Source organism: Nonomuraea sp. NPDC049758 (assembly GCF_040674635.1).
Classification (GTDB): Bacteria; Actinomycetota; Actinomycetes; order Streptosporangiales; family Streptosporangiaceae; genus Nonomuraea.
Genome location: NZ_JBFAMZ010000001.1, coordinates 531,727 through 549,928 on the forward strand (window position 1 = coordinate 531,727; position 18,202 = coordinate 549,928).

Here is an 18,202-nt window from a genome sequence, read left to right on the forward strand (position 1 = left end):
TGACCTGATCCGGCGCGGTCAGCCGCAGACGGGCCGGTAGGGCAGCGTGGGCACGTACGTCCGCCATTCCCGCTCGGTCAGCGCCCGCCCGGCGCGCGCGCAGACCGTCCGCGCCACCAGTTCGGCGGCGGCCGGGACGCGCCCGACGGTCCCGCCGGCGTCCACCGTCAGGACGTGCGACCCGTCGGGGGCGAAGGCGATCGACAGCAGCTCGCCCTCGTCGCGGTCGAGTCCGCCGCCCGGATCGGCGGACAGGCCGAGGTCGCCGCCCGTCCTGGGGTCGATCAGGCGGACGCGGCCCTGCCCCGCGTTGACCGCGACGAGGTCCTCGACCGGCGAGTACGCCGGCGGGTCGATGAAGGAGAAGCCCTCGGTCTCCTCGGTCAGCCGCCGGCCGCCCGCGTCCCACGTGCTCAGCCGGCCGCGCGAGTCGAACACGACCAGCCCGTCCCCCGCGTGGGTGAAACGCACCCAGGAGCCCAGGACGTCCTTGCCGAAGACGCTGAACGGCGAGCCCGCGACCCGGCCGTCGGCCGCCCGCAGCACGCGCACGTCCAGGCCGGTCACCGCCAGCCGCCCGCCGTCGGGCGCGAACGTCAGGTCCACGACCTGGCTCAGGGGTGTGCTCCACAGGCGGCGGCGGGCCCGCCAGTCCCACAGCTCGACCGCGTCCTCGCCGGTTCCCGGACCGTCGAGCACGAGCGCGAGCCAGGCGCCGTCCGGGCTGAAGCGGACGTGCTCGGGCTGCGCCCGCCCCGCGCCCGCGGTGAACCCGCCCGCGGGCTGCCTGGTCGCGGTGTCCAGGACGCTGACGTCGTGGCCGGACAGCAGCGCGAGGCTCCGGCCGTCGCGGCTGAAGGCGAGCGCGTGCGCGGCGGGCAGGCGGCCGGACGTCCCTCCCCTGACCTGGCGCAGTGTGCCGTCCACGACGAGGTGCAGCCCGTCCTCGCCGAGGTCGGCCCGCTCGTGAGGCGGGCCCTCGACCGGCTCGTTCACCAGGTCGGCGACGTCCACGGCGAACACCTGGTCGCCGACGAGGTAGCGGAAGGTCGTGCCGTCGAAGGCGGCGGCCGGGCGGGTTCCGGCGTCCACGTCCCCGCGCACCGGGACGGCGCTCAGCAGGTGGCTGTCGGGCAGCCGCCAGAACTGGACGGTGGCGTCGGTGACGGTGGCCAGCAGCCGCCCCGTGCGGTCGAAGACGGGATCGCCCTTGTTCCAGACGCCTTCCGTGCCCTCGCCGACCTCCTCTGTCCAGCCTTCCTCCGTCTGCTTCAGTGTCAGGGTCCCCTCGCCGGACGTGGCCAGCCACCGGCCGTCGGGGCTCAGCGTGCCGCGCCGGGCGGCGGGGTCGGCGACCTCCCACTGCTCGCTGTCGTCCGGCCTGACGATCACCTTGCGGCCCTCGTGCCGGCGGACGACGTCCTGCCAGCCCTCGACCAGGTCCCTGATCCGGTGGAGCGGCCAGTCGCCGACCGGGCGGCCGGTGCCGGCGTCCCAGGCGCGGGCGCGGCGCGTGGTGGCGGCGACCAGCGTGCGGCCCGAGGGGGACAGCCCGATGTCGGACACCCGCTCGCGGCCGAGGCCCAGGCCGGAGATCAGCGTGACGCGCCGGCCCGTGCGCACGTCCCAGAGCCGCGCCTGGTCCTGGCCGACGCTGAGCAGCGTGCGCCCGTCGGCTCCCAGCGCCCGCAGGGTGCTGCGGGCGGCGGCCGGGTCGCGGAACATGCCGCGCTCGCGCTGCGCGAGCGCGGCGGTCAGCGCCGCCCTGGCCTGCGGCGTGGGCCGCAGCCGCCAGGCGGCCACGGCGAGCAGCCCGGCGAGCACCGGATCGCTCCGCCGGGTCGCCTCGGCGCGCGCGGCCAGGCGCGTGGACTCCGACGTCGTCAGGCGGTCCTGGAGCTCGTCGGCGCGGGCGGCGGCGAGCCTGCTCTGCTGGACCGCCACGCCGCCCGCGACCAGCGCGACGACCAGCAGCCCCGCCAGGCTCAACGTCAGCAGCCGGGCACGGCGGGCCCGGCGTTTGGCCAGCCGCGCCGACGACTCCAGGAAGTCGCGCTCGGCCTGGGACAGCCTGATGTCGCGGCGGGCGGTCGCCGCCCAGCTCAGAGCCTCGTCCAGCATCGTGCCGTGGAACAGGCCGCCGTCCCTGCGGCCGCCGTCGTCCCAGCGCCGGACGGCGGCCAGGATCGGACCGTGGACGGCCAGCCCCTCCCTGTTGGCCTCGATCCAGCGGCGCAGCCGCGGCCAGGCGTGCGGCAGGGCCGGACGGGCCAGCCACACCTCGCGGCCGTCGCGGCCCAGCAGGTACGCGAACACCTCCAGGATCCTGGTGACCGCCGGCGTCTCGGCCGCCGATCGGCCGGCCACCAGCTCGTCCAGGGCGGCCTTCCGGGTGGCCAGCTCGCCCATGCCGTCCACGGTGAACAGGCGCAGGAACACCTCGGGCGCCAGCTCCCGCTCCGCGGGGGCCAGCAGCGTGTAGGAGTCCTCGGCCAGCGTGCCGAGCGCCGGGTCGGCGACCGTCCCGGCGACGTGGGCGGCCTGTCGGCCGCGTTCGAGCAGCCGCGCGGTGTCGAGCCCGCCGTCCCCGCTGACCAGCGCGAGCAGCAGCTGACGGGCCTCGGGACGCCGGCCGGGCTCCTTGCTCAGCGCCGCCGACACCAGCGGGCGCAGCGAGTCCGGCAGCGCGGCCAGGTCGGGCGTGGCCGACAACACCCGGTGCATCACCCCGCCCAGGCTCTCGGCCTCGAACGGGTCGGCGCCCGTGGCCGCGTAGAGCACGACGCAGCCCCAGGCGAACACGTCCGCGGGCGCGCCGGCCCGCTGGCCGCCGAACACCTCGGGCGCCATGTACGTCGGCGTGCCGGTCACCAGGCCGGTCGCGGTCAGGGACATCTCGGCGGTGCGCGCGATGCCGAAGTCGATGACCCGCGGGCCGTCCGGGCCGAGCAGCACGTTGTCCGGTTTGAGGTCGCGGTGCACCACGCCGGCCTCGTGGATGGCGGTGAGCGCCGTCGCCACCGCCGTGGCCAGGCGGTGCAGGTCGCCGCCGAGGAAGCGGCGTCCTGCGGCGATCGCCTGGCGCAGGCTCGGCCCGGCGACGTACTCGCTGACGATGTGGGGGCGCGGGCCGTCCAGTTCGGCGGCGAGCACGCGGGCGGTGCAGAACGAGGCGACCCGCCGCGCCGCCTCGGCCTCCCTGGCCAGCCGTCCGGCCTCGTCGCCGTGCAGCACCTTGATCGCCACCCGGGCGCCGTCCTCGGCGTAGGCCTCGTAGACGACGCCCTGACCGCCGGCGCCCAGCCGTCCGGCGAGCCAGTAGCCGCCCAGGCGTTGCGGGTCGTCGGGGGTCAACGCGTTCACGGCTGGTTGGATGCGATGATCGCCAGCAAAGTTGCGATCATTTTTGCCGATTTATCGGTGCTTGACAGTCCAGCGACGTCAGGATCTAGGATCGCCGCCGTGCTCATGACCTTGACGCTCAGCGCGGCACTCGTTCTGACCGGAACGCCCGCGCAGGCCACCAAACCCGTGTCGTTCCGGGGGTTCACCATCCAGATACCGGTCTCCTGGAAGGTGAAGAAGGATCCGATCGGCGGGCTCGACGTGATCACCGGGGCCTGCTCCAAGCGGGCGACGGAGTGCCCCGGCTTCTCCCTCGGCGGGCCGCGGGCCATCGCCTACGCCTCCGAGGGCGGCACGTACCGGCCGGGCCAGCCGTACCACCCCAGCAGCGGGGTCGTGGAGTGCGTCCCGGACCGGCGCTACCTGGAGGGCGTGCCGCCCGTCCGGCCGTCCCGCGCCGCGACCGTGCAGGTGGGGGCGGGGCACCAGGCCCGCTTCACCGAGTGGAGACTGGGCTGCCAGACGAAGACCAGCAAGCCGGTCCCGGTGTCCTTCACCCAGCGCATCTGGTACCTGCGCAAGGAGAAGGTGCTGGTCGTCGACCAGTGGAAGACCCCCGGGCTGGGGAACATCCTGGCCAAGGCCGTCTGGAAGTGACCGGGTTGCCCGCGCGCCGTGCGGGCAGGAGATCGTCATGCGCAGCAAGCGGCTCTCCACCGTCGAGGAGCAGACGTACGCGGTGGTTCTCGACCCCGGTGACGAGGTGGTCGAGAGCCTGACGGCGTGGGCCGCCGACAACGGCGTCCGCGCCGCCCGGCTGACCGGCATCGGCGGGTTCCGGCAGGTCACGCTGGGCTTCTTCGACCCGGAGGCGCTCCGCTACGTCCCGATCCCGGTCGACCGCCAGACCGAGGTGCTCTCCCTGATCGGCGACTTCGCCATGCCCGACGACGACGTGCGGCCCACCCTGCACGCCCATGCGGTCGTGGGCCTGCCCGACGGCACGACCCGCGGCGGCCACCTGCTGGGCGGCCAGGTGTGGCCGACGCTGGAGGTGATCGTCACGCAGTCCCCCAGCTACCTGCGGCGCCGCCACGACCCCGCCACCGGCCTGGCCCTCATCGACCTGCGCTGACCCCACGGCCTGCGCCGCCGCTGACCTCTCCACCTGCGCCGTCCCCGCCCGGCCGTCGGCCCTGCCCGGCCCGCTCCCGCCCGGTCGCCGGGCGGCGGCGGTCACTCGAAGTCGTCCGGGTTCAGTTCCTTCATGTGCTCGAAGCGCTCGCGTTCCTCGTCGTACTCTTCCTCGCCTGCGGGGCCTTCGAGGTCGGCCGCGGGCGTCTCTTCGTCCTCGGGCTCTTTGCGTCGCATGGTCATCCCCCTCCCGGCGGACCGGGCACGGGGCTCCCTCCCCGCGCCCATCGCTCCGGCTACCCCTCTGACCTGCGGGCAAACGATCGCGGGCACCGGATGTTGACCGGCTCTTGTGCGGGCTCGTGGGGGCGCTTGGCGCGCCGGAGGGGAGGTTTACGGGCGATTGTTCCGACTATCTGAGGAGATGTACATGCCCACCAAACGTTCCGCCAAGCCGACCCGGTCGAAGCCCGACAGCCAGCCGTGGCTGCACGTGAACGGCGTGGAGATCCAGGAGTACGGCACCGTGCGGATGTTCCCGCTCGGCCTCTCCCGTGACGCGCGCGAGTACTCCTGCCAGCGCCTCAACCAGATCCTGGCCGACACCCAGATCCTCTACAGCCTGTACAAGAAGCACCACTGGCTGATGCGCGGCCCGACCTTCTACCAGCTCCACCTCCTGCTGGACAAGCACGCCTCGGAGCAGATCGCGCTGGTGGACGAGATGGCCGAGCGCGTGCAGACCCTCGGCGGCGTCGCGGTGGGCGACCCGCGGCACGTGGCCGAGATCACCGTGATCCCGCGCCCGCCGAACGGCTGCGAGGAGGTGCCCGCCATGCTCTCGCGCCTGATCGAGGCGCACGAGACCATCCTCGTGGCCGCCCACGACGCGGCCGCCCGGGCGCAGGAGATGGGCGACGACGGCACCAACGACCTGCTGGTCTCCGACGTCATCAGGACGAACGAGCTCCAGACCTGGTTCCTGATCGAGCACCTGGTGGACACCCCGCTGGTGGAGAAGCCGGACAGCTGACCGGCCCGCCCGATGTCCGGTAAGCCGGAAATCGACGCCAGGTGAAGGAAATGTCTGGATTTGGGCGGACATCGCACACCGGGCGTAACGGTTCATACCGGGCGCGGTAAGGCGCCGCATCGAGCCTGCGCCGCCGGGTACGCCAGGAATCGCGGGCCTTCGGGGCCGCCGGCGACCCGCCAGAGCGCGCCGCCACGAAGGCGTGCCTCACCAGCGGGACGCCCTCTGACCAGGCCGACCCCGACCGGGCCGCCCTGACGGGGGCTACTTCTGACCGGGAGCGACGGAGAACGACATGACCGAACCGCTGACCTCACCGCCCGCCCCCGCCCACGGCGTCGCGGGACGGGAGCGGCGGCCATGAGCCTGTCGGACCGCGAACGCCGCATCCTGGCCGAGATCGAGCAGGATCTGCGCTGGCAGGACCGCGACTTCGCCTGCCGCATCGACGCGCTCAACGCCAAACCGGCCCGCCGCCGCCGCTGCCCGGTGACCCGCAGGGAGATGGCGTTCATCCTGGTCATCGTGGTCGCGATGACGCTGCTGTCGGCGGTCGTGTTCGTGGCGGCGGGCCGTCCGCGCACCACGCCCGCGCCGCGCCCCACGCGCGAGGTGGTGACCACCTCGCCCCAGGTCACCCATCCCTGACCGCCGGCCACCCGCTCAGGACGGCGGCGGGGCGACCGAGGCGCGGGTGACCAGGCGCGAGCGCAGCGTGTGCACGTCGTGCCGCGGCTCGGCCCCGTCGAGCACGTCGAGCAGCACCTCGGCGGCCTTCGCGCCGAGCTGGTGGACCGGCTGCTCGATCATCGTCAGCGGCGGGTCCATGACGGCCGCCCAGGCGCTGTCGTCGAAGCCGATGAGCGAGATGTCGGCCGGGTAGGAAAGCCCGGCGGCGCGCACGGCCCGCAGCGCCCCGGTCACGGCGTCGGTCTCGGTGCAGAACAGGGCGGTGGTGCGGTCGGGCAGCGCCAGCATGCGGGCCACCTCCTGGGTGGCCCACTCCTCGGTCTTCGGGCCGGTCATGACCAGCTCGGGATCGAAGGGGATACGGGCGTCGTCGAGCGCGTCGAGGTAGCCGCGCAGGCGCTCGCCGTCGGTCCACACGTTGCGGGCCTTCTCCAGCAGCGCCCGCCTGGTCACGGGCGGATCGACCGAGGACGGCCCCCACACGAACCCGATGCGCCGGTGGCCGGCCGCGATCATCACCTCGACCGCCTCGCGGGCCGCGCCGCGGTTGTCGATGACGACCGTGTCGAGGTCGAGCGGCGCGACCGCGCGGTCGACCAGCACGATCGGGATGCCCCGGCCCATGGCCGCCCTGATGTGCTTGACCTCGTCGCGGCCCACGGCCGCCGAGGCGATGATGACGCCGTCGACCCGCTTGTCGATGAGCACGTCGGTGGCCGCCACCTCCTCGTCGAGCCGCTCGTACGTGCTCAGCACGATCGTGTCGAACCCGCGGGCGCGCGAGGCGTCGGAGATGCCGCGCATGACACCCGCGAAGAACGGGTTGCCGATGTCGGCCAGGATCACGCCGAGCGTGTGGCTGACCCCGGTGGACATGCTGCGGGCCAGGGCGTTGGTGCGGTAGCCGAGCTTCTCGGCCGCCGCCAGCACCCGTTCGCGCAGCTCCGGGCTGACATAGCCGTAGCCGCCGAGGGTGCGGGCCGCGGTGGCGCGGCCGACGCCGGCCTCGGCGGCCACCTCCGAGATCGTCGGCCGCCCCGACTGGCTCCGGTCGGCTGCCATCGAACGGGTTCCTCGTTTCTGGGGGGTCGCGGGCACGCCCATGCTAGCCGCGCGGAGCGGGCCTGCCGAAGCCGAAGGCGCCTTCGACGAAGCACTGGTCGTAGGCGGTCTCCGCGCCGGCCAGCAGCGCCCGCAGGACCGACCCGCGGCCGGGCGCGGCGCCCTTGCGCCAGCCGTCGCGCAGCAGGGAGACGGCGAACCCGGCCAGGAACGCGTCCCCGCAGCCCATGGTGTCGACGATCTTGCCCGGGTCCTCGACCAGCCGGGCGGGGGCGGCGACCAGGTCGTGGCCGTCGTAGGCCATCGCGCCGTCCACGCCCCTGGTGCCGAGGGCCAGGCGGGCGCCGCTCGCCACGGCACGGGCCAGCAGGTCGCGGGTGCCAGCCGCGTCCAGGTGGGAGCAGGACAGGAGCACCAGGTCGGCGTGCGGGCAGACGCGGTCCAGGTAGGCGGGGGCGCGGTAGTCGTCCTCGCTGGACAGGTCGAAGCTGACCAGGGGGCGCAGGCCGGCCAGCGCGGGCAGCTCGTCCTCGCTGCCGGAGTAGACGCTGGAGTGCACCAGGTCGAACGAGCCGGCGTAGGCGAGCAGGTCGCCGGTCAGCGCCAGCGGCTCCCGCACGGTGACGCCGCCGCCGTTCCAGCCCAGGAAGACCCGGTCGCCGTCGTCCACGCGCAGCCGCGACACGCCGCTCTCGCCGGGACGCACCACGCAGCGGTCGACGGCGACGCCCTGCGCGGCGACCGCCTCGCGCAGGAAGCCGCCGAGGTCGTCGTCGCCGAAGACCCCGAGGTAGGCGGCCTCGACGCCGAGGCGGCCCGCGTAGACGGCGACGTTCACGCTGTTGCCGCCCGGATAGTCGATGCCCCGATCGACGAACCGGTCGACGATGTTGTCGCCGAAGCCGAGGACTCTCATGTTTCTCCTGTGCCGAGGGGGTTCGGGATGGGCAGGCCGGGGCCGCTCCCGCCCCGGCGGACGGGAGCGGGAGCGGGGTGGCGGCGGCCTAGTAGTCCATGACCCGGTAGTAGCGGCGCAGGTCGAGCGAGTGGTCGCGGACGCGTTCCAGGTGCTTGCTGACCCGGCCCAGCACCGTGTCGAGCACGAGCGGCGCGAGCAGGCCGCGGAACTCGGGGCTGATGCCGTCGAGCGGGTAGTCGCGGGTGTCGAAGACGGTGACGTCCTTGGAGATGCGCCGGGCGAAGGCTTCGGCGCGGTCGGTGAGGGGGCGCGTCTCGTCCTCGCCCTGGAAGATCAGCACGCTCGTGTCCTCCTCCAGCAGCTCCAGCGAGCCGTGGAAGAACTCGGCGCTGTGCACCCTGGTGGTGCGCAGCCACTGCATCTCCTCAAGGATGCACATCGAGTACAGATAGGTGAATCCCCACAGGTTCCCGCCGCCGATGAGGAAGTGGTAGTCGGTGTCCTTGTGGGCCTCGGCGAACGCGGCGGCCACCGGCTCGGCCTGCCGGGCGACCTCCAGCATCACGCCCGGCAGCCCGGCCAGCTCGCCGGCCAGCTTCCCGTAGCCCTCGAACTCGCCGCGGCGCGACAGCAGGCGGCCCATGAACAGCAACATCTGCTGGTCGAACGGCCACGCCTTCGGCTCCGACACCAGCACGGCGTCCACGGCCTTGGCGATCGGCGAGTCGGGGTAGCCGGTGAAACCGACCGTGTAGGCGCCCCTGTCCTTGACGTACTCGATCGCGCGCAGGCTGTCCTCGGTGGTGCCGGAGACCGAGGTGAAGATCGCGACCGTGCGCTCGCCGAGCCGGGCGTCGCCCGAGACGACCAGCTCGGCCGCGATCGCGGCGCGCACGTCGAGCGTCGAGCTGCGCCTGGCCAGGTGCTCGTAGGGCCACATCTGGGCGTACGTGCCGCCGGCGCCGACCAGCAGGAGGGTGTCGAACCCCTGGTCCACGAGCCGATCGACGAGCTCCTCGATCTGGGGGCGCAGGGCCACGGTGCTGGCCAGCTGCGACAGGAATTCCGGCTCGTTGAATCCGAGCATCTTCGCGTCCTTTCGGGAAAGCTTGCGGGCCGGCGGCGTCCAGCGGCCTGATACCGGTATCACGCGGAGGTCACGCTGACACAGGATCCGGCCGCGCGTCAACACCTCACCTGCGAGAACCCGCCTCTTACTGCTGTTTCATCGCAGGAAAAAGCCCACTGGCAGGCGCTCGGAAAGAAAATCTTGCTTTGCGGTCTGGTACCGGTATCAGTTCATCTGTACAGTCAGCCAACACCCCCACCGCGGACCGGCAGGTCCCCCTCTCCCTCCGAGAGAAAGGAAGCCCATGCGCCCTCGCGCAATGACGTCGTTCGCGGCGCTCCTCGGGACGCTCGCCCTGGCCGGCTGTTCCGGCGGCGGCGACGGAGCGGCCACGGCCCCCGCCGCCGACCTGTCCGCCACGCCCGACTTCTCCGGCACGCTGAGCATCCTCACCAAGTTCGCCGGCGAGCCGCTGCAGCCGTACTTCGAGGACCTGGCCGCGGCGTACCAGAAGCAGCACCCGGGCGTGAAGGTCGAGCTCATCCAGGAGACCGACCAGAGCATCAAGGACAAGACCAAGACGCTGACCGCCTCCGACGCGCTGCCCGACGTCTTCTTCACCTGGAGCGGCAACTGGGCGGAGAACTTCGTGCGCGGCGGCCGGGCCGCCGACCTGAGCAAGGTGATCGGCCCGGACACCGAGTGGGGCAGGACGTTCAGCCCCGGCTCGCTGTCGGCCTTCGCCTACGACGGCAAGTACTACGGCATCCCGCTGTACGGCAACGGCAAGTTCATGGGCTACAACAAGACCGCCTTCGACAAGGCCGGCGTCAAGGTGCCCGGCACGTTCGAGGAGCTGGTCGGGAGCTGCGCGGCGCTGCGCAAGGCGGGCTACGAGCCGATCGCCTTCGGCAACAAGGACGGCTGGCCCGCCCTGCACTACCTCCAGCAGCTCTTCGCCTACGACGTGCCGGCCGACGTCCTGCAGGCCGACTTCACCCCGAAGACGGCCAAGCTCGACAACCCGGGCTACGTGACCGCGCTCAACCGGTTCAAGACCCTGGTCGACACCTGCACCGACACCGGCAAGGGCACCAACGGCGTGCTCTACAGCTCGGCGCAGCAGGCCTTCCACGACGGCAAGGCGGCCATGTACTACCAGGAGGTCCTGGAGTTCGACAACGCCACCGACAAGAACGGCCTCAAGCCGGACGACTTCGGCATCTTCCAGCTCCCCGCCCCCCAGAACGCGGCCGGCGACCCCAAGACCGTCGAGGGCGCGCCGGAGGGCTACCTGATCAACGCCAGGTCGCCGCGGGCCGCGCTGGCCGTCGACTTCATGAAGTTCGTGACCTCCACGCAGAACGCCAAGACCCTGTCGGCGCCCCCGTACGGGCAGCCCAGCACGGTCGTCGGCGCGGTCAGCCCCGAGACCTCCAGCAAGGCCGTCTACGAGGGCATGGAGCAGGTCAACAAGGCGCCGCGGCTGGCCGCGTGGCTCGACACCGTCACCGTGCCCGAGGTCGCCGACGCCTGGCTGGCCGGCGGCGAGGCGCTGATCAGCGGCGGCTCGACCCCCGACAAGGTGCTGGCGAGCGTCCGCGAGGCGTCGGAGTCGGCGAAGTAGGCCGGGCGGCCGGAGGGAGAGCATGCCGGTGCGTGCCATACGTCAACGGGCGCTCGGCCTGGCGTGGGTGGCTCCCGCGCTCGCGCTGGTCGTGGTGTTCGTCTACCTGCCGCTGGTGCAGAACTTCCAGTTCAGCACCCTCAAATGGGACATCTACCGCGGCACCCAGGAGTACGTCGGGCTCGACAACTACCGCAAGCTGATCGACGACCCGGTCTTCTGGTCCTCGCTGGGCAACAACGTCCTGTACGCGGTGGTCTCGATCGTCTTCCAGGTGTTCGGCGCGCTGCTGCTGGCCGCGCTGATCGAGGGCGTCCGCAGTGAGCGGTGGCAGCGCGGCCTGCGGGCGGTGTACTTCATCCCGTCGGCGATCTCGATGACCGTCGCCGGCCTGCTCTTCTACTTCATCTACGAGCCCAACCTGGGCCCGCTCAACCACCTGCTCAGGGCGATCGGCCTGGACGGCCTGGCCCAGGCGTGGCTGGGCCAGGAGAGCACCGCCATGTCGGCGATCATCGCGATGAGCCAGTGGCAGGGCTTCGGCTACTCGACGCTGCTGTTCGCGGTCGCGATCCAGCGCATCCCCCGCGAGATCTACGGCGCCGCCGCCATCGACGGCACCGGCCCGGTCCGGCGGTTCTTCCACGTGACCGTGCCGCTCGTGCGGGAGATGACCGGGCTGATGATGATGGTCACCGTCTCGGGCGCCTTCCAGGTGTTCAACGAGGTCATGGTGATGACCAGCGGCGGCCCCGACAACTCCAGCCAGGTCCTGGGCACCTGGCTCTACCGCAGCGGCTTCGTGCGCAACAACTTCGGCTACGCCGCCGCCATCGCGACGGTGATCTTCGTCATCACGCTCGGCATCGCCGTGGGACAGATGTGGGTCACCCGTAAGAGAAGGGTGGAATGGTGAGTCGCCGCGACTTCCTCGGCGTGATCGCGCGCGTGTTCCTCTGGGCGTTCCTGCTCTGCCTCGCGGTGGTCGTGCTCTATCCCCTGCTGTGGATGGTGCTCAACGGGTTCAAGTCCAACAGCGAGCTGTTCGGCAACCCGTTCGCGCTGCCGTCGAGCTGGAGCTTCGAGAGCTACCAGAAGGCGTGGAACCGGGGGGTGAGCGACTACCTGACGACGAGCGTGCTGGTCACGCTCACCTCCACGCTAGCCACCGTGTTCGTCAGCGCGTGGGCGGCCTACGGGCTGACCCGGGTGGACATCCCGTTCAACCGGTTCGTCACGATGGCCATCCTGGGCGGGCTCATGCTCGCGCCGACCGTGGCGCTCGTGCCGCTGGTCAAGATGTTCCAGGCCATGGGGTTGTACAACAGCTTCTGGGCGCTGCTGATCCTCTACACCGCGTTCCGGATCCCGTTCACGACGTTCCTCATCCGGGCGTACATGATCGACCTGCCGCGCGAGGTGGACGAGGCCGCCGAGATGGACGGGTGCGGCCGCTGGACCGCGTTCTGGCGGATCATCCTGCCGATGTGCAAGCCGATCCTCACCTCGACCGTGCTGCTGCACATCCTGTTCGCCTGGAACGAGTACCTGTTCGCGATGGTCTTCACCAGCGGCGCCGGCGTGCAGACGCTGCCGGTCGGCCTGACCGGCCTGATGAGCAAGCACGGCACGGACTTCCCCGTCGTCTTCGCCGGGATGGTGATCGCGGCGCTGCCCGTGGTGCTGCTGTTCTTCCTCGGCCAGCGCTACATCGTCAAGGGCCTCGCCGACGGGGTCGGGAAGTGAGTCTGATGTCGTTGTCACTGCGGCAGGTCACCGGTTCGAACTTCGCCTACCAGCACCTGCCCTTCGACCGTTTCCTCGACGACGCCGCCGCGCTCGGGCGCGAGCACCTGGAGCTGTGGGGCGTCGCGCCACAGCTGCACGTGCCGTGGCTGAGCGACGCCGAGGCGCGGGCGATCCGCCGCCGCGCCGCCGGGCGGGGGCTCGCCGTCCGCTGCCTGACGCCCGAGCAGGTGGCCTACCCCGTCAACCTGGCCTCGCCGGACAGCCGGCTGCGGGCCGCGAGCGTGGCGATGTTCCGCCGGGCCGCCGAACTGGCCGCCGAGCTGGGGGCCGAGCTGCTGCTGCTGACCCCGGGCCGGGGCTTCGAGGACGAGCCGGTCGCCGCCGCCTGGCGGCGCTCGGCCGACGCGATCGGCGAGATCTGCGCCTACGCCGGCACGCTCGGCGTGTCGTGCGTGCTGGAGGCGTTGCAGCGGGTGGAGTCCAACCTGGTCGACGACGCGCCCACGCTGGCCCGCATGATCGACGAGGTGGGCGCCCCGAACCTGGGCGCGGTGCTGGACACCGTGGCCATGGCGGCGGCCGGGGAGAGCGTGGACGACTACTTCGACGCCCTCGGCGACCGGGTCAGGCACGTGCACCTGATCGACGGCTCCCCCACCGGGCACCTGGCCTGGGGCGACGGCGAGCTGCCGCTCACGGAGTACCTGGCCGCGCTGGACCGCAGGGGCTACCGGGGGGCGATGACGTTCGAGCTGTTCGGGGCCGGGGACTACGCCTTCGACCCGCGTCCCGTGGTGGAGCGCTGCCTGGCCTCCGTACAGGCAGCGCTCCCGGGAGCCTCATAGCCCGCCGACGGCTCCGGGCGTGACCAGCCCCCTGGGCGAGCCGGGATACCTGGCCACCAGCCTGGTCCTGCCGGTGCGGACGTCCACCGCGTACGCCCGGGTGTCCTTCCCGACCTCGACGGCGAGCGTGACCTCCGACGGGCCCTGCCAGATCGTGGCGTTGTCGATGCGCGCCCCCTTCGGCAGGCCCTTGACCGAGACCTTCCGCACGGTGCGGCCGGTCCTGGTGTCGAGCACGGTGAGCCGGCGGGTCATGTACTCGGGCAGGACCTTCTTGCCGGGCGGGAACTCGAAGGCGGCCACCGTGCGGCCGTCCGGGGCGAGCTCGCTGAACATGATGAAGACGCCGTCGAAGCGCACCGGCCTGCCGCCGCCGGCGACCGGCATGAACAGCAGGTCGGTCTTGCGGTAGCGGACCAGCTCGGCGACGCCGTCCTTGATGGCGACCGGCTCGTACACGCCGGGGACGGACACCGTCGCGCCGGTCCGCACGTCGATCAGCAGGCCGGGGTCCCTGGTGCCCTCGCGCGGGTCGAAGGCCAGGTGGCGGCCGTCGTCGGAGACCACCAGCATGGAGCCCGCGCCGAGGCGTTCCGCCGTCACCTTCGCGGCGGAGACCGTCTCCGCGCCGGTCACCATGTCCCGGACGACGTGCGCCTCCGCGTCTTCGTCGTAGTAGGCGAACATGCGCCCGTCGCGGCTGAGGGCGACGGGCACGCGGTCGTTCCCGGCGGTCCTCGCGAGCGCCTGGGGCACCCGGTACGTCCTGCCGTCGGCGGTGACCACCCGCCATTCGCCGTCCACGCAGCCGGGCGGCGCGCTCTTCCCCTTGGGCGGCAGGCAGCTCTGCCGGTAGGCGTGGCTGAGCGTCCCCACCTTCCCCTCGGGCAGGACAGGCACGGCCGTGGCCGCGGCCTGCGGCGCGGCGGCGGGCACCCGTCGCGGCCCGGCCACCAGCACGGTCGCCGTCACTCCGGCCAGCACCGCGATCGTCGCGGCGGCCGCCAGCGTCGCCGAGGCGCGGCGTCTGCGCCGGTACCCCGCCACCGCCAGGTCGGCCAGGTTCACCGGGGGCGCCTCCTCGGCGATGCCGTTCAGCGCGTCACGCAGTCTGGTCATCGGGCCGCCTCCTGAGGGGTTCGCGAGTCCACGAGGTCGGGGGCCAGCGCGCGCAGGCGCGCCAGCGCGTGATGGGTCTGGCTCTTCACCGTGCCGACCGCGCAGCCGAGCGCGTCGGCGGTCTGGGCCTCGGTGAGGTCCTCCCAGAAGCGCAGGACGATCACCGCGCGCTGCTTGCGCGTCAGCTTGTCCAGCGCCTGGCGCAGCACGATCCGGTCCAGCGCGTCGTCGTCGTAGGTGACCGCGCGCTCGGGCGGGTCGGCGCTGGGCAGCTCGGGGTTCGGCCGGCGCCGCCACGAGATGTACTGGTTGACCAGCGCCTTACGCGTGTACGCCTCCGGGTTGCCGTCCCGCGCCAGCTTGTGCCAGTGCCGGACGACCTTGACCAGCACGCTCTGGAGCAGGTCCTCGGCCTGGTGAGGGTCGCCCACGAGCAGGTAGGCGGTCCGCATCAGCGCCTGTTGCCGGGCGATGACGAACTCGCGGAAGCCGTCATGAGCGTCCAATGTGGTGATCTCCCTTCGCCCGTTCCCAACGCGGCCGGCCGGGCGGAGGGTTGCAGGTTCGTCGCAGAATTCCCTACGGCCTCACCGGGCCCGCCGGTCGGGACGGCGACCCCAGGTGGCCCAGCGCCACAACCATTCCAGCGGGCCGAAGCGGTACCGGCGCAGCCAGAGGGTGGACCACACCCACTGCAGAGCCAGGATGACGGCGGCGATCCCCACGATCGTGGGCAGCGTCCAGCCCTCCGGCGGGCCGCCGGCCAGCTTGCCGAGGACCAGGACCAGGGCGGTGGCGCTCAGGTAGTTGGTCAGCGCCATGCGGCCCAGCGGGGCGAAGACGGCCCGCAACACCGGGCGCAGCGGGGTCCGGAGCAGGACGAGCAGGACGCACACGTACAGACCGGCCATGAGCAGCCCGGACACGGCCATCGGCAGGGGGACGCCCGTGCTTGCGGCCTGCCACATGAGCGCCGGGACGGTGGCCGCGGCGAGGCCCAGGGCCAGCAGCGCCGGGACGCGGGTGGAGCTCTCGATCCGGTCGATCACGCCGTACCTGGTGAGGGCCGAGCCCAGCAGGAACAGGCCGGGCACCAGCATCGTGCCGCCCCCGAAGACGACCAGCGCCGCGACGACGAGCACGGCGGCGAGCCCGGCCACGGCCCAGCGCGGCAACCACGTCGAGGGCAGCAGCACCACCAGGCCGACGACCGCGTAGACGGTCAGGATGTCGCCGCGCCACAGCAGGAACATGTGCGCCAGGCCCATGCAGCCCAGCAGGAGCAGCCTGCGCAGCAGCAACGCCCGCGGATGGGGCACGCGGGCGGCGGCGGAGTCGAGCAGCAGCGAGAAGCCGACGCCGAACAGCAGCGAGAAGATCGGGAAGAAGCGCTGCTCGACGAGCAGGCCCAGCCAGCGGGCGGTGTCGTCGAGCGTCGCCTGCTGCGCGGTGACCGCGTCGGTGCCGACGTGCGAGATCGGCTGGACGTTGGCCAGCAGGATCCCGCACAGGGCGAAACCGCGCACGACGTCGAGCGCGATGATGCGCGACCGCCCGGGGGCGGCCGGGGGTGTGCTGTGGGGTGTGTCGTCCTGGGGCAGGGCGCGGGCGGGCCGCGGGTCGTCATAGGGCATGAAGCCTCATCCTGCGGCGGGCGGCGGGCCGCGGGGAGGGTCCAAAGCAGGGTTCGGGCCGCGGCGACCGTACTTTCGGCCGGGATGCCGGGCGGGCCGGCCTCCCTGTCCTGGGGTGCGCGCGGCGACCGTACTTTCGGCCGGTGTGCCGGGCGGGCCCGCCTCCCTAGCCTGGGTGCGTGAACGTGCGGAACCGGCCGGAGCTCGCCTGGCCCTTCGGGCGGCGGGCCGCGGCCGTGACGGCGCAGGCCGCGCTGGCGGTGGCGGCCGTCGCCGTGCTGGTCTTCTGGGCCGGTCTGATCGCCGGCAGCTGGGGCGGCGGCTACTGGGTGTTCGACTGCGCGGCGGGGGCGGCGGTGTGCGCGCTGGCCCTGGCGCGCCGCCTGGCCCCGGTGTGGACGGCCGTGGGCGGGCTGGCGGTGGCGGCCGTGGCCGTCCTGGTCGCCGCGTGGGCCGGGCTGCCGAACGAACCCGGACCGGCCATGGCGCTGGGCCTGTCCGTGCTGGTCGGGTCGGCGGTCAGGACGCTTCCCGTACAGGCCGCCTGCGCCGTCGCGGCCGGTGGGCTCGCGGTCGCCGCGGCGAGCGTGCCCGGCGCGCACAACGGGGCCACGGTGGGGCTCAACGTGGCCTGGTGGCTGGCCGCGCTGGGCGTCGGCGGCGGCCTGCGGCTGCTGGCGGCGCGCCGCCTGTCGACCGCCGATCGCGTCCGGCACGACGAGCGCCGCAGGCTGGCCAGGGAGCTGCACGACGTGGCCGCCCATCACCTGACCGGCATCGTCCTGCAGGCCCAGGCCGCCCGGCTGCTGGCCCGCAGGGGGTCGGGCCCGCTGGAGGAGTCGCTGGAGGACATCGAGGACGCCGGCGCCGGAGCCCTGGCCGCGCTGCGCCGCGTCGTGGGCCTGCTGCGCGAGGCCGGTGACGAGGTACCCGGCCCGCCCGGCCGGCTCACCGACCTGGTCGGCGGCTTCGACGGCCCGCCCGTGACCCTGCGCGTCCCCGGCGAGGCCGAGAGCTGGCCGCCGGAGGTGGCCGGCACCGTCTACCGGATCGTCCAGGAGTCGCTGACGAACGTCGCCCGCCACGCGGCCCGCGCGGTCACCGTCGAGGTCACGGTCACCGGGCGGGACGACGCGGTCGTGGTCGAGGTCGCCGACGACGCGCCGCCCGCACCGCCGTCCCGGAACCGCGGCGGCTACGGCCTGCTCGGCATGCGCGAACGCGTCGAGGCCCTCGACGGCACCCTGCGCGCGGGCCCCCGGCCGGAGGGCGGCTGGACGGTCCACGCGACCCTGCCTCTCGCAGGACCACCCGGGAGGCGGCGATGACGATCGGCGTGCTGCTGGCCGACGACCAGGCGATGGTCCGCCGGGGCCTGCGGCTGATCCTGGAGGACCAGCCCGACATCCGCGTGGTGGCCGAGGCCCGGGACGGCGCCGAGGCCGTGGAGCTGGCCCGGCGGGTACGCCCCGACGTCTGCCTGGTGGACATCCTCATGCCCGGCATGGACGGCATCGCGGTCACCCGCGCCCTGGCCGGCGCCGGCGTGCCCGACCCGCTGCCGGTGGTCGTGGTCACCACCTTCGACCTGGACGAGTACGTCTACGACGCGCTGCGCTGCGGCGCGGCCGGGTTCGTGCTGAAGGACGCCGGCCCGGCCCTGCTCGCCGAGGCCGTACGGGCGGCCAGCACCGGGGACGCCCTGATCTCGCCGTCGATCACGCCGCGCCTGCTGGGCCGCCTGGCCAGGCGGGCGCCGCGCGCGACGGGAGCGGTGCACCCGCTGTCGGAGCGGGAGACCGACGTGGTGCGCGCCGTGGCCGCCGGACGCACCAACCGGGAGATCGCCGCCGCCCTGCACATCTCGCTGAGCACCGTGAAAGGCCACATCTCGGCCGTCCTCGACAAGCTGGGCATACGCAACCGCGTCGAGATCATCGCCTGGGCCTGGGAGAACGGCGTGGCGGGCTAGGGAC

The 18,202-nt window shown here is 73.0% G+C and carries 18 protein-coding genes; 10 read left to right on the forward strand and 8 right to left on the reverse strand.

What is annotated here, in order from left to right:
• Positions 1-18: 18 nt before the first annotated feature.
• Positions 19-3,363: a serine/threonine-protein kinase gene (locus AB0J46_RS02490; protein ID WP_364325348.1), complete on the reverse strand. Its 3,345-nt coding sequence runs from the start codon at positions 3,361-3,363 to the stop codon at positions 19-21.
• A gap of 99 nt (positions 3,364-3,462) precedes the next feature.
• On the opposite strand from AB0J46_RS02490, the gene AB0J46_RS02495 reads away from it, so the two are divergent.
• Positions 3,463-4,002 carry a hypothetical protein gene (locus AB0J46_RS02495; RefSeq protein ID WP_364325351.1) on the forward strand — a complete coding sequence of 180 codons (540 nt, stop codon included), beginning with the start codon at positions 3,463-3,465 and terminating at the stop codon, positions 4,000-4,002.
• A 37-nt stretch (positions 4,003-4,039) separates the two neighbouring features.
• On the forward strand, positions 4,040-4,480 hold the full coding sequence (locus AB0J46_RS02500; RefSeq protein WP_364325354.1) for a PPC domain-containing DNA-binding protein: 441 nt from the start codon (positions 4,040-4,042) through the stop codon (positions 4,478-4,480).
• A 101-nt stretch (positions 4,481-4,581) separates the two neighbouring features.
• Here the strand turns inward: AB0J46_RS02500 and AB0J46_RS02505 are convergent, their stop codons facing one another.
• On the reverse strand, positions 4,582-4,716 hold the full coding sequence (locus tag AB0J46_RS02505) for a hypothetical protein (RefSeq protein ID WP_358283063.1): 135 nt from the start codon (positions 4,714-4,716) through the stop codon (positions 4,582-4,584).
• A gap of 193 nt (positions 4,717-4,909) precedes the next feature.
• On the opposite strand from AB0J46_RS02505, the gene AB0J46_RS02510 reads away from it, so the two are divergent.
• Complete coding sequence (locus tag AB0J46_RS02510; RefSeq protein WP_358283061.1) at positions 4,910-5,512, forward strand: DNA starvation/stationary phase protection protein; 603 nt, start codon at positions 4,910-4,912, stop codon at positions 5,510-5,512.
• A 360-nt stretch (positions 5,513-5,872) separates the two neighbouring features.
• On the forward strand, positions 5,873-6,160 hold the full coding sequence (locus AB0J46_RS02515; RefSeq protein WP_364325358.1) for a DUF3040 domain-containing protein: 288 nt from the start codon (positions 5,873-5,875) through the stop codon (positions 6,158-6,160).
• 15 nt (positions 6,161-6,175) lie between these two features.
• Here AB0J46_RS02515 and AB0J46_RS02520 read toward each other — a convergent pair whose 3' ends face one another.
• The 3 genes from AB0J46_RS02520 to AB0J46_RS02530 all read right to left on the reverse strand — a co-directional run bounded on the left by AB0J46_RS02520 (position 6,176) and on the right by AB0J46_RS02530 (position 9,270).
• On the reverse strand, positions 6,176-7,264 hold the full coding sequence (locus AB0J46_RS02520; RefSeq protein WP_352349572.1) for a LacI family DNA-binding transcriptional regulator: 1,089 nt from the start codon (positions 7,262-7,264) through the stop codon (positions 6,176-6,178).
• A gap of 43 nt (positions 7,265-7,307) precedes the next feature.
• Positions 7,308-8,180 (reverse strand): PfkB family carbohydrate kinase, encoded by an 873-nt coding sequence (locus tag AB0J46_RS02525; protein ID WP_364325362.1) that lies wholly within the window; start codon positions 8,178-8,180, stop codon positions 7,308-7,310.
• A gap of 88 nt (positions 8,181-8,268) precedes the next feature.
• Entirely contained in the window at positions 8,269-9,270 is a 1,002-nt protein-coding gene (locus tag AB0J46_RS02530; RefSeq protein ID WP_364325365.1) for an SIS domain-containing protein, read from the reverse strand.
• A gap of 286 nt (positions 9,271-9,556) precedes the next feature.
• On the opposite strand from AB0J46_RS02530, the gene AB0J46_RS02535 reads away from it, so the two are divergent.
• The 4 genes from AB0J46_RS02535 to AB0J46_RS02550 are packed head-to-tail and all read left to right on the forward strand — an operon-like array spanning position 9,557 to position 13,473.
• Positions 9,557-10,879: an extracellular solute-binding protein gene (locus AB0J46_RS02535; protein WP_364325368.1), complete on the forward strand. Its 1,323-nt coding sequence runs from the start codon at positions 9,557-9,559 to the stop codon at positions 10,877-10,879.
• 28 nt (positions 10,880-10,907) lie between these two features.
• Positions 10,908-11,795 carry a sugar ABC transporter permease gene (locus tag AB0J46_RS02540; RefSeq protein ID WP_358283053.1) on the forward strand — a complete coding sequence of 296 codons (888 nt, stop codon included), beginning with the start codon at positions 10,908-10,910 and terminating at the stop codon, positions 11,793-11,795.
• Positions 11,789-12,625, forward strand: a complete 837-nt coding sequence (locus AB0J46_RS02545; RefSeq protein ID WP_364325372.1) for a carbohydrate ABC transporter permease — start codon at positions 11,789-11,791, stop codon at positions 12,623-12,625. Before AB0J46_RS02540 ends, AB0J46_RS02545 begins: the two co-directional genes overlap by 7 nt.
• A 5-nt stretch (positions 12,626-12,630) precedes the next feature.
• Entirely contained in the window at positions 12,631-13,473 is an 843-nt protein-coding gene (locus AB0J46_RS02550; RefSeq protein WP_364325375.1) for a TIM barrel protein, read from the forward strand.
• Here AB0J46_RS02550 and AB0J46_RS02555 read toward each other — a convergent pair.
• From AB0J46_RS02555 to AB0J46_RS02565, 3 genes are all read right to left on the reverse strand, one after another.
• Complete coding sequence (locus AB0J46_RS02555) at positions 13,468-14,592, reverse strand: hypothetical protein (RefSeq protein WP_364325378.1); 1,125 nt, start codon at positions 14,590-14,592, stop codon at positions 13,468-13,470. The two genes, AB0J46_RS02550 and AB0J46_RS02555, sit on opposite strands and share 6 nt — an antisense overlap.
• Positions 14,589-15,098, reverse strand: coding sequence for a SigE family RNA polymerase sigma factor (locus AB0J46_RS02560; RefSeq protein ID WP_352349556.1), 510 nt, complete (start codon positions 15,096-15,098; stop codon positions 14,589-14,591). Before AB0J46_RS02560 ends, AB0J46_RS02555 begins: the two co-directional genes overlap by 4 nt.
• A gap of 81 nt (positions 15,099-15,179) precedes the next feature.
• The gene (locus AB0J46_RS02565) at positions 15,180-16,226 is read right to left on the reverse strand and encodes a DUF418 domain-containing protein (protein WP_364325381.1); all 1,047 of its coding nucleotides are present in this window, start codon (positions 16,224-16,226) and stop codon (positions 15,180-15,182) included.
• A 179-nt stretch (positions 16,227-16,405) separates the two neighbouring features.
• On the opposite strand from AB0J46_RS02565, the gene AB0J46_RS02570 reads away from it, so the two are divergent.
• Both AB0J46_RS02570 and AB0J46_RS02575 read left to right on the forward strand, forming a co-directional pair.
• Positions 16,406-17,554, forward strand: a complete 1,149-nt coding sequence (locus AB0J46_RS02570) for a sensor histidine kinase (protein WP_364325384.1) — start codon at positions 16,406-16,408, stop codon at positions 17,552-17,554.
• Positions 17,551-18,198 (forward strand): response regulator transcription factor, encoded by a 648-nt coding sequence (locus AB0J46_RS02575; RefSeq protein WP_364325387.1) that lies wholly within the window; start codon positions 17,551-17,553, stop codon positions 18,196-18,198. Before AB0J46_RS02570 ends, AB0J46_RS02575 begins: the two co-directional genes overlap by 4 nt.
• Positions 18,199-18,202 lie beyond the last annotated feature (4 nt).